This window comes from Cupriavidus sp. D384 (assembly GCF_001652915.1).
Taxonomy (GTDB): Bacteria; Pseudomonadota; Gammaproteobacteria; order Burkholderiales; family Burkholderiaceae; genus Cupriavidus.
In genome coordinates, this window is sequence record NZ_BBQI01000101.1 from 24,242 (window position 1) to 35,933 (window position 11,692).

8 protein-coding genes and 1 tRNA gene are annotated in these 11,692 nt (G+C 67.7%); all 9 read right to left on the minus strand.

The annotated features are described in order from the left end of the window. Positions 1-2 precede the first annotated feature (2 nt). A complete protein-coding gene (gene selD, locus A9J21_RS25640) occupies positions 3-1,070 on the minus strand; it encodes a selenide, water dikinase SelD (protein WP_066740614.1) in 1,068 nt (355 codons plus the stop codon). Continuing rightward, positions 1,070-2,200 carry a transglutaminase-like domain-containing protein gene (locus A9J21_RS25645; RefSeq protein WP_066740617.1) on the minus strand — a complete coding sequence of 377 codons (1,131 nt, stop codon included), beginning with the start codon at positions 2,198-2,200 and terminating at the stop codon, positions 1,070-1,072. Before A9J21_RS25645 ends, selD begins: the two co-directional genes overlap by 1 nt. 99 nt (positions 2,201-2,299) lie before the next feature. Continuing rightward, positions 2,300-2,395, minus strand: a tRNA-Sec gene (locus A9J21_RS31750). Between the two features lie 10 nt (positions 2,396-2,405). After that, positions 2,406-4,331, minus strand: coding sequence for a selenocysteine-specific translation elongation factor (gene selB / locus A9J21_RS25650; RefSeq protein ID WP_066740619.1), 1,926 nt, complete (start codon positions 4,329-4,331; stop codon positions 2,406-2,408). Continuing rightward, entirely contained in the window at positions 4,328-5,767 is a 1,440-nt protein-coding gene (gene selA / locus A9J21_RS25655) for an L-seryl-tRNA(Sec) selenium transferase (protein WP_066740621.1), read from the minus strand. The genes selB and selA overlap by 4 nt, the downstream gene beginning before the upstream one ends. Next, a complete protein-coding gene (fdhE, locus tag A9J21_RS25660; protein WP_066740623.1) occupies positions 5,764-6,717 on the minus strand; it encodes a formate dehydrogenase accessory protein FdhE in 954 nt (317 codons plus the stop codon). Before fdhE ends, selA begins: the two co-directional genes overlap by 4 nt. 59 nt (positions 6,718-6,776) lie before the next feature. Next, entirely contained in the window at positions 6,777-7,421 is a 645-nt protein-coding gene (locus A9J21_RS25665) for a formate dehydrogenase subunit gamma (protein WP_066740625.1), read from the minus strand. After that, a complete protein-coding gene (gene fdxH, locus A9J21_RS25670) occupies positions 7,408-8,382 on the minus strand; it encodes a formate dehydrogenase subunit beta (RefSeq protein WP_082926603.1) in 975 nt (324 codons plus the stop codon). Before fdxH ends, A9J21_RS25665 begins: the two co-directional genes overlap by 14 nt. Before the next feature lie 9 nt (positions 8,383-8,391). Continuing rightward, entirely contained in the window at positions 8,392-11,460 is a 3,069-nt protein-coding gene (gene fdnG, locus A9J21_RS25675) for a formate dehydrogenase-N subunit alpha (RefSeq protein WP_156546175.1), read from the minus strand. Positions 11,461-11,692: the final 232 nt, after the last annotated feature.

Below are 11,692 nucleotides of genomic sequence, written 5' to 3' on the forward strand. Positions count from 1 at the left end.
TGCTACGCGGTCACCCGCACACCTGGCGCGCCCGCGTGCATCGCGCCCACCACCGCAGCGTGTCCGAATCCCTCCTTGCGGAAGATGCCCATCACCGCGTCGACTGCATCGGGCGCGCACGCCACCAGCAAGCCGCCACTGGTCTGCGGGTCGGTCAGCAGCGCCTGCTGGACGTGCGTGACGCCGGTATCCAGCGTGACGTCATGGCCGTAGCTGGCCCAGTTGCGCCGCGACGCCCCTGTGACCGCGCCCCCTTCCGCCAGCGCCGCCACGCCTGGCAGCAGCGGCACGCGCACCATGTCGATGGTGGCGCCCAGCCCGCTGCCACGGCAGACCTCCAGCAGATGGCCGAGCAGGCCGAAGCCGGTCACGTCGGTGATGGCGTGGACGCCGTCCAGTTCGCCCAGTGCCTTGCCGGGCGTGTTGAGCTGCGTGGTGCTGGCGATCATCTGCCGATAGCCGTAGTCGTCGAGCAGCGCCTTCTTGATCGCCGCCGAGTACACGCCCACGCCCAGCGGCTTGCCCAGCACCAGCACGTCACCGGCCTGCGCGTCGCGATTGCGGCGGATGCGGTCGGGATGCACGAGGCCCATCACCACCAGTCCGTAGATCGGTTCCACGGAATCGATCGAATGGCCGCCGGCAATCGGGATACCCGCTTCGGCGCAGATCGATTCGCCGCCCTCCAGGATCTTGCCGATGGTCTCCGGCGACAGCTTGTCGACGGGCATGCCCACCAGCGCCAGCGCCATGATCGGCGTGCCGCCCATGGCATAGACGTCCGAAATGGCGTTGGTGGCCGCGATGCGCCCGAAGTCGTATGGGTCGTCGACCACGGGCATGAAGAAGTCCGTGGTGGCAACCAGCGCCTGCGTGTCGTTGAGCCGGAACACCGCTGCGTCGTCGCTGGTCTCGATACCGACCAGCAGCCCCGGCGGCGCCGGAAAATGCCGGGTGTTGCGCAGGATGTCGCTGAGCACGCCCGGGGCGATCTTGCACCCGCACCCGCCGCCGTGCGCCAGCGACGTCAGGCGGACTTCGCCACCGTTGTGTTCGATCGATGCCGTCATCACGCCACCCTCCGCGACGCGATGCGGTAGCCGAATGCGGCCGGGTCCAGGCTGTCCAGCGTACCCTTCGCGGTCTTTGCCTGCGGATACATCAGGAACGGCACGGGCGCCAGGCCGCTGCCGGGCAGGCGCACGTCGTGACCATGGTTGTAGGCCACCCAGTTGCCTTCCCAGGCGCCGAACAGCATGGCGCGGGCGGCCCGGACCTTGCCGTCCGTCATCGGCAGGCCACCCGGCACTTCTTCGAGCGCGACCTTGCGGACATCGCCCGGATCGGCAGGAATCCATCCATAGCCGGCCGCGTAGAATTCTGCGCGGCAATGCTGGGCCCTGGAGATGTCGCCCGCCTTGCCCAGCGCGCGGAAACCGCGTTGCGAATCGTCGACGCGGATGCCATACGCATCGCGCGCCGGAATGCCGGCCGCGCGGGACAGTGCCACGAACAGGCCGTTGATGTCCGCGCACTTGCCGTTCATGACGCCGCCGGTCTTCAGCATCGTCACCACGTCGCCAGTGCCGCAGCCGCGCACGCTGGCATCGCGGCATGTATGGTCGACCACCCACTGGTAGATGGCCTGCGCACGGCTCACGTCATCGGTCAGCCCCGCGGTAATGGCCAGCGCGGTCTCGCGCACGATGCCATCGGTGGGCATCAGCTGCGTGGGCCGCCGGTACTCGGCCAGCGCGGCGGCCGATTCCGCCGATCGTGCCGCGCCGCGCGACGGCGCCGCGCCAAGATCGATATCGCGGTCGCGCAGCGCCACGGTGCTGGTGACCCGTGCCGACAGCGGCGCGCCGTGCGTGGCGGCGGGCCAGTCGATGACCAGCATGTCCACGCCGTAGCGCCCCGCGCGTGCTGCACGGGCCCGCGCACCGGGTGCGATCCATTCGCTCGATACGGTGCGCTGGTAGTCGCCCAGTTGCGGGGCCGTGACGGGCAGCCAGACCGTGGCGGGCGCCGATGCCGCGGGCAGGTGCACTTCGGTGGTCAGTTCGTAGACGCGCCAGCCGGCGCTGGATGGATACGGATCGGAGGGGTGGGCGGGGGTGGCGGAGTGCGCGGGGCCGAACCCTGCGCCAATCGAAACCGGTACTGCGGCACCCAGCCGCAGGAATGCGCGTCTGTCCATGATGATCCTCTGGATGAGAAGTTCGAGACTCGAAACATGCCCAACCGCTGCTTATGCATGGTAGGTCATGCGCATGGCAACAGGGAAATCGAAGGGAGATGGCGGAAAGCAGCAGGAGTCGAACCTACCTGGGAACGTCTGGCGCCCCCAACCGGGTTTGAAGCCCGGCCGCATCACCGGATACGGATGCCTTCCCTTGCGCGGTCTATGACGGCGCTGGCCGGGCAGGCGTGGCCAGTGGTCGCCATTCACTATCGGGGCGCAGCATGCGCGCATTGCCCACGCGGCGAGTGTATCCCGCGCGGTCGAAGAACTCCAGAATCTGGATCGTGCGCTTGCGGCCCAGCCCCACGGCATCGCGAAACGCGATGACTTCCACATGCCCCTGCGCGGCGGCCATCGTGCCGAACAGTTGGGCCAGTCTTTCGATGTTGGCTTCGGCATAGAACAGGTCGCGTACCACCTGGTGCAATGTGCCCTGGCGTGCCAGCTTGCGCAGCACCTGGCGGACCTGCTCCTCCGGGGCGTGCAGTGCCACCGCGTGCTCGCGTACCCAGGGGGGATCGAAACCGCCGGCCACCACGCGCGGCAGCAGTTGCGCGGTCAACGCCTGTTCGGCATCGGTGAACGTGATGGCATGGCCCGGCAGCCGCAGCCATCCGCCGTGGCGTTCCACGGCCTGTTGCTGCAGCAGCGTGTCGAGCAGGGCAGACCACAGTGCATCGGGTATCGGCGCGCCGGCAAATGTCACGCGGCGCAGCGATCCGGCGCCCAGGCCGGGTTCGTCGGGCATGCGCGCATGAAAGGTGGTCAGCGTACCGATCACGCCGGTTCGCAAGGCATCGAGATAGCGCGACAGGATCAGCGTCTCGCCGATGCGCTGCACGTCGGGCGGCAGTGCCAGCGTGCTGGCCGGCAGGCCGGTCAGGCGCACCAGCCGGGCCTCGGCCACGCCGTGCGGCGCGCTGTCCAGCAGCGGCAGGATGCCGCCGCCATCCAGCATCCGTTCCACGGCCTGCAGCCAGCCAAGACGTCCGGGCGCGCGCCGGTGCCGTTCGGGGGCCACGTTGTCCAGCACCACGCCCCCGCCCACCGTTTGCGTGGCCTGCGGGTTGCGCAGGATAAAGTGGTCGCCGGCCACTGCGCAGACCGGCGCGCCGAACACGAGCTGGGCCAGCGCGGTGCCGCCCGGCTCCAGCGCCTCGCAATCGAGCAGCACCGCATTTGCCATGCGATGCGCGGCGCCCAGATGCACGTGCAGCGGCGACCAATGGCCGATCCGCAGGCCGGCGCCCGGATGCAGCGTCAGCCGGACATCGATGCGCGTGACCGGCGCCATCAGCGCGGGATCGACAATCCAGTCGCCGCGATGGATGTCGGTCTTGTCGACGCCGGCCAGGTTCAGCGCGCAGCGCTGGCCCGCCACGCCGGCTTCAGCCGGCCGGTTCTGCGCGTGGATGCTGCGCACGCGTGCGGGCAGGCCCGAGGGCGCCACCTGCATCACGTCGCCCACGGCCACGCGGCCGCCGAACACGGTGCCGGTCACGACGGTGCCATGGCCGCCCAGCGTGAACACGCGGTCCACCGCCAGCCGGAACAGGCCGCCGGCGCCGTGCGCGGGCGTGTGCTGGGCGGTGTCCTGCAGCCACGTGCGCAGCGCCGCCACACCCGGGTCGGCCTCGTCGGTGGCGTTGAGCGGGAACACGTCCGCCCCTGCGTAGGGGGTGCCGGACAGCAGCGACTCGATCTCGCCACGCACGCTGGCAAGCTGCTTGGCGTCGGCGCGGTCGGCCTTGGTCAGCGCCACCACGGCGCGCGGCACGCCCAGGCGTTCGACGATGGTCAGGTGCTCGCGCGTCTGCGGCATGACGCCGTCGTCGGCGGCCACCACCAGCAAGGCCAAGTCGATGCCGCTGGCACCGGCAGCCATCGTATGAATCAGGCGTTCGTGACCGGGCACGTCGATATAGCCCAGCACATCGCCATCGGGCAGGGGCGTGTAGGCATACCCCAGCTCGATGGAGATCCCGCGCGCCTTCTCTTCCTTGAGCCGGTCGGTGTCCACGCCGGTCAGCGCGCGCACCAGCGTGGTCTTGCCGTGGTCGATATGTCCGGCTGTGCCGACGATCATGAGCGCACCGCCTCCGCCAGCAAGGGCCACTGGGCCGCGAACGCGGCTTCGTCGCCGGCTTCCAGGCAACGCAGGTCCAGCCACAATGCGTCTTCGCTGACGCGGCCGATCACGGGGCGCGGCAGCGCGCGCAGCGCGGCTTCCAGTTGCTGCAGGCGCCGGCCGGTACGCTTGCCGGCGTCGCGCGGGCCGATCACCAGTCCGAAGCTGTTCAGTTGTCCGCCGGGCATCGCGCCACTGCCGATCTGGCTGACCATCGGCACCGCGGCCACCTGCCAGCTATCGCCAAGCGGTGCCTGCAGCAAAGGCAGCAGCCGTGCGGCCATCGCGGCCATGTCGCCGGCAGGCCGTGTCAGCAGGCGCAGGGTGGGCAGGGACTGCGCCAGCGTGTCCGGATCGCGATACAGCCGCAGCACCGGCTCCAGCGCGGCCAGCGTCAGCTTGCCCACGCGCAGCGCACGCTTGAGCGGGTTCTTCTTGATCCTGGCGATCAGGTCGGCGCGTCCCACGATCAGGCCGGCCTGCGGGCCGCCCAGCAGCTTGTCGCCGCTGAACGTGACCAGGTCCGCGCCCGCGGCAATGGTCTCGCGCACCGTGGTCTCGCGCGGCAGGCCCCATTGCGTGAGGTCGCCCAGCGTGCCGCTGCCCAGGTCCACCGCCACCGGCAGGCCCAGCGGCTGCGCGATCCGCGCCACTTCGGCCACCTCCACGCTGCGCGTGAAGCCGGTGATCTCGTAGTTGCTGCAATGCACCTTCATCAGCAGCGCCGTGCGCGCGCCGATGGCGTTGGCGTAGTCGTGAGGATGCGTGCGGTTGGTCGTCCCGATCTCCACCAGCTTGACGCCGGCGCGCTGCATGACATCGGGGATGCGGAACGCGCCGCCGATTTCCACCAGTTCGCCGCGCGAGACCACCACTTCGCGCCGCTGCGCCAGCGTGTTGAGCATCAGCAGTACTGCCGCCGCGTTGTTGTTGACCACCGTGGCGGCCTGCGCGCCGGTCAGTTCGCACAGCAGGTCGTCGACCAGGTCGTCGCGGTCGCCACGGCCGCCGGTGTCCAGATCGAATTCGAGATTGGCCGGCGTGGTCATGGCCCGCACCACGGCCTGCACTGCGCAGTCGGGCAGCAGCGCGCGGCCCAGGTTGGTATGCAAGACCGTGCCGGTCAGGTTGAACACGGCGCGCAGGCGTGGCTGGGCCTCGCGCGCCAGTTGCGTTGCCAGCGCCGCGCACAGCGCATCGTCGCCAATCGCCTGGCGCGTAAGCTGGCCGGCCACGGCCTCGGTGCGCAGCGAGTCGAGCAGACGGCGCAGCGCGCTGGTGGCCGGCACGCGGCCGTAGCGGTCCAGCAACGGCTGCAGGCCAGGCAGCCGGAGCACGCGGTCAACCGAAGGAATGTCTGCGGGGCGGGCGGGCATCGACACGCTGTCGTTCATCCGCGGACCTCCGCCAGCGCCACGCCGTCGTCGCTGTCGTCGTCATCGGCCAGCCAGAGCAGCGGGTTGCCGTTGGCACGGCCGTAGCCGGCTTCGCCCATCATCACGTCGAGCGCCAGCGAGCCCAAATCGTCGGCCAGCGGCTCGACCATCGGGTCTTTCTCCATGTAGGCGATCTTGCGATAGTGGTGGCACTGGCCGCAGGTCTCGGCCTTGAGGGCGTCGCCCTGGCCTTCCACGGCGTAGTAGCTGATGCCCTCGGTGGTTTCGCAATGGCTGCACTTGACGCGCACCATGTGCCATTCGGTGGCGCACAGGCCGCAGTGCAGGTAGCGCAGCCCCTGGTAGCGCCCACCGATGCGCACGATGCTCGCCACCGGCAGCGTGCCGCAGACCGGGCAGACCGTGTGGACGTCCAGCATCGGCAGGTCCTTCTCGTGCAGCTGGCTCGCCAGTACGGTGCGGTCCAGCTGCAGCGCGGCCATCAGCAACGGCGCGGTGGCGGTGTCGATGGGGGTGTCACTGGCATGGCCCGGTCCCAGCAGCGCCTGCACGGCATTGGCCAGCGCGTCGGCCGGCATCGCTCGCAAGGCGGCCAGCGGGGTCGCAAGTTCGGGCGTGGTGGCGGCCAGCCGCTCGAACATTGCGGCGGCCGCCTGTGGGGCGCCGGCGTCCTGTGCGGGCAGCAGCGGCATGCAGTGCTCGCCCGCGCGGTCGATGGCTTCGGGCGGAAGCGGCGCGATGTCCAGAGACTGGGCCACCACATGCTGCGCTTCGGCCACGGCGGCCATCAGCAGCAGGTAGGGTCCGATCGGGTTGCCGGGCGCCAGCTGGCGCAGCCGTTGCGCCCGCGCGGCGAACACTTCCGCGCGGTCGGGCAGACGCACACGCGCAATGGCGATGTGGTCGATCGATTCGATTTCCGCCGGCTCCAGAATGCGCTGCACCATCAGTCGTCATCCCCTGGCAGTCCGGCTTGTCTGGCGTATCGGCTTACGCCACCGGCCCGCTATTTGTCGCCCGGCCGGAAATTCTCCCGGAACCAGGCGCGATGATGTTTCCACGCCCAGCCAGGCGTGACCGTTCCGCGCGTCATGGCCTGCACGGAACCCTTGACCCATACGGCTGCATAGATGTGGACAATGATGCCGCAAATCAGCGCGAAGGCGCAAACGGCATGCACCACCGACGCCACCCGCAGGGCCCAGATCGGGAAGAAGGCGGAGAAATAGGTACGCCAGATGACGATGCCGCTCAGCAGCAACAGCACCAGGCAGGCCACCATCAGGAAGAACAGCAGCTTCTGGCCCGCGTTGTAGCGGCCCACGTCGGGCAGGTTTTCCTCGTGGTTGGTCAGCACCTCGCGCCCGTGGCGCAGCCATTCGCGGTCGCTCCAGGTCATCAGGTTGTGATGCCAGAACTTCACCGCCAGGATCAGGAAGGCCACGAACATCACCACGCCCAGGAACGGGTGCAGGATGCGTGTCCAGGTGCCGCCGCCGAACAGCGCGCTCATCCAGAACATCGACGGATGGAACAGTGCCAGGCCGGACAGCGCCAGCAGCACGAACGTCAGGGCGACGATCCAGTGGTTGGTGCGTTCGCCCGCGCTGTAGCGGCGGATGGTTGCCTCGCGGCGCTTATCGATTCTCATCGCGGACCTCCTCGGGTGGCACCACTTCGTCCGGCGTGCCGCGCGGCCTGGGATTGTCGTGGCCCCAGCGCACGATCTCGTCCTCGGCGGCCGCCTCGTCCTCGGGGCCGGTCTCGTTCGGGCCCACGCGGATGTAGTGGAAGAAGCCCGCCAGCGCGGCGATGGCCATGCCGGCTACCGCCAGCGGCTTGGCAAGGCCCTTCCACAGGCTGACCAGCGGGCTGATATGCGGATCGTCCGGCAGCCCGTGATACAGGCTGGGATGGTCGGCATGGTGCAGCACATACATCACGTGGGTGCCCGACACGCCGGCCGGGTTGTACAGGCCGGCCTTCTCGAAGCCGCGCGACTTCAGGTCGACGATGCGCTCCTCGGCATGATGGATCATGTCGGTCTTGGTGCCGAACACGATGGCGCCAGTGGGGCAGGTCTTCACGCAGGCAGGCTCCTGGCCCACGGCCACGCGATCCGAGCACAAGGTGCATTTGTAGGCCTTGTGGTCCTGCTTGGAGATACGCGGGATGTTGAACGGGCAGCCGGTGATGCAATAGCCGCAGCCGATGCAGTTTTCCTCGTGGAAGTCGACGATGCCGTTGGCGTATTGCACGATGGCGCCCGGCGACGGGCAGGCCTTCAGGCAGCCGGGGTCCTCGCAGTGCATGCAGCCGTCCTTGCGGATCAGCCATTCGAGGTTGCCGTTGGGGTTTTCGTATTCGGTAAACCGCATCAGCGTCCACGTATGCTCGTCCAGGTCGGCCGGGTTGTCGTAGACGCCAACGTTGGTGCCCACATCACCGCGCAGGTCGTTCCACTCCATGCAGGCGGCCTGGCATGCCTTGCAGCCGATGCACTTGGTGGTGTCGATCAGCTTTGCCACGCTGCCGGTCACCGGCTCGCGCACGCTGGGCGACGGGGTGGTGGTGGCCGACCGGCGCACGATATCCAGAGACTGTAGTGCCATGTCTGTCCCCTATGCCCGTTCGACCTTGACCATGAACGACTTGAACTCGGGCGTCTGGGTGTTGCCGTCGCCCACGAATGGCGTCAGCGTGTTGACCAGGAAACCCGGCTTGGTCAGCCCGGTGAAGCCCCAGTGCAGCGGTATGCCCACCATGTGCACGGTCTTGCCGTCGATCCTGAACGGCTTGATCCGCTTGGTCACCAGCGCCACGGCGCGTATGTAGCCGCGCGTGGACGTCACCTTGACGCGGTCGCCGGCCTTGACGCCCACCTGCTTTGCCAGTTCCTCGCCGATCTCGACGAACTGTTCCGGCTGCAGGATCGCGTTGATGCGCGCGTGCTTGGTCCAGTAGTGGAAGTGCTCGGTCAGGCGGTACGTGGTGGCGATGACCGGATAGGCGTCGGGCTTGCCGAACTGCGCCCAGTCGTCCTTGAAGACGCGCGCCGCCGGGTTGCTGATGACCTTCGAGTCCTTGCCGTTGAGCGGGTTGTAGCCCAGCGGGTTCTCGAACGGCTCGTAGTGCTCGGGGAACGGCCCCTCCACCATGTTCTGCCGCGCAAAGAACCGCGCCACGCCTTCGGCCTGCATGATGAACGGGCCCATGCCGTTGGCCGGGTCTTCATCGAGCTTGAAGTCGGGCGTGTCGAAGCCGGTCCAGCTCTTGCCGTTCCAGGCAATCAGCTTGCGGGCCGGATTGAACGGCTTGCCGTTCACGTCGCACGACGCGCGGTTGTACAGCACGCGGCGGTTGGCCGGCCAGGCCCACGACCAGTTCAGGTGCTGGCCGATACCGGTGGGGTCGCTGTTGTCGCGCTTTGCCATCTGGTTGCCGGCCTGCGTCCACGACCCGCAATAGATCCAGCAGCCGCTCATGGTGCTGCCATCGGCCTGCAGTTCGCCAAAGCTGTTCAGCTGCTCGCCGGCCTTGCGCACCACCTTGGCCGGGTCCTTCGGGTCCACCAGGTCGGTCAGCGCCTTGCCCGAGTACTCCTTGGCAAGTTCTTCGGGCGATGGCGAATGCGGCACTGCATAGGGCCACCACAGGTTGACGATCGGATCGGGATACTTGCCGCCGTCCTTCTGGTACATGGCGCGGATACGCAGCCACAGGGCCGACATGATCTCGATGTCGCTGCGCGCCTCGCCGGGGGGATCGGCGCCCTGCCAGTGCCATTGCAGCCAGCGCGACGAATTGACCAGCGCGCCGTTTTCCTCGGCAAAGCAGGTGGTGGGCAGGCGGAACACCTCGGTCTGGATCGATTTCGAATCGACGTTGTTCGACTCGCCCACGTTGCGCCAGAACTCCGAGGTCTCGGTAGCCAGCGGGTCCATCACCACCATGAACTTGAGCTGGCTCAGGCCCTTGAGCAGCTTGGCCTTGTTGGGCGCCGCCGCCAGCGGATTGAAGCCCTGCAGGATGTAGCCGTTGATGCGCCCGGCGTTCATCATCTCGAACACCTGCAGCATGTCGTACGCCTTGTCGAGCTTGGGCAGGTAGTCGAACGCCCAGTTGTTGTCCTTGGTGGCGGCCGGCCCCCACCAGGCCTTCATCAGGCTCACGTGGAACTTGCCGTAGTTCTGCCAGTAGCTCAGCTGGTTGGGCCGCAGCGGCTTGAACGAGCGGGCCTCGATGTACTTGTCGTAGTCCACCTCGGGGTCGGACGGCAGCGTCAGGTAACCCGGCAGCAGGTTGGTCATCAGGCCCAGGTCGGTCAGGCCCTGGATGTTCGAGTGCCCGCGCAGCGCGTTCATGCCGCCGCCGGCGATGCCGATATTGCCCAGCAGCAGCTGCACCATGGCCCCGGTGCGGATCATCTGCGAGCCGATCGAATGCTGCGTCCAGCCCAGTGCGTACATGATCGTCATGGCGCGGTCGGGCGTGGCCGTCGAGGCCATCATCTCGCAGACCTTCAGGAACCTGTCCTGGGGCGTGCCGCAGACGCGTTCCACCATCTCGGGCGTATAGCGCGCGTAGTGGGCCTTCAGCAGGTTGTAGACGCAGCGCGGGTGGGCCAGCGTGGGGTCGGTCTTCACGAAACCGTCGGCGCCCGTCTCCCAGTCCCAGCTCTCCTTGAGGTAGTGGCGCTTCTCGGCGTCATAACCCGAGAAGATGCCGTCCTTGAACTGGTAGTCCTCGCGGACGATGAACGACATGTCCGTGTAGTTCTTCACGTATTCGTGCTGGATCTTGTCGTTTTCCAGCAGCCAGCGGATCACGCCGCCCAGGAACACGATGTCAGTGCCTGTGCGGATCTGCACGTAGTAGTCCGCCACCGATGCCGACCGCGTGAAGCGCGGGTCCACCACGATCAGCCGCGCCTTGTTGTGCGCCTTGGCCTCGGTGACCCACTTGAATCCGCACGGGTGTGCCTCGGCGGCATTGCCGCCCATGATCAGGACAACGTCCGCGTTCTTGATGTCGACCCAATGGTTCGTCATCGCTCCACGGCCAAACGTCGGGGCAAGACCTGCCACCGTCGGGCCGTGTCAGACACGCGCCTGGTTGTCGAATCCCAGCATGCCAAGACTGCGGACAGTCTTGTGCGTGATATAGCCCACCTCGTTGCTGCTCGCGGACGCGGCCAGCATCGCGGTGCTGAGCCAGCGGTTGACCGTGGCGCCCTGCTCGTTCTTCTCGATGAAGTTGGCGTCGCGGTCCTGCTTCATCAGCCTGGCGATGCGGTCCAGCGCGTCGTCCCACGTCATGCGCTGCCACTTGTCCGAGCCCGGCGCGCGGTACTCGGGGTACTGCAGGCGGTTCGGGCTATGGATGAAGTCGATCAGGCCGGCGCCCTTGGGGCACAACGTGCCGCGATTCACCGGGTGATCGGGGTCGCCTTCGATATGGATGATGCTGGCCTTTGCGTTCTTGGCGTTGTCGCCAAGGCTGTACATCAGCAGGCCACACGCCACCGAGCAGTAGGGACATGTATTGCGGGTCTCGGTGGTGCGCGCCAGCTTGTAGGCCCGCACCTCCGCCAGCGCCACGTCGGGCGTGAACCCGATCAGCGCCAGGCTCGATCCCGCCAGCGACGCTCCCGTGAACTTCAGGAACTGTCGGCGGTTCATCGTAACCATGGGTACACCTCCTGGGACCGGATCGCCTTCCGGTCATGGACTTTCTGCGAGGACAAGGACGAGTATAGGCAATAGTGGCGTTTTCGCTATGTGCGGTGCGGCTTTGTGGTGGGGGAGGCTGCCAGTTTCCCCATATAGGACGCGGGCGGCCGCATTCACGACAGCATCGGCTGCCAACGGGCGTTTGAAGCGGGGAGAGGGGAGGTTCGCCGGCCGGTGGACCGGTCTACGG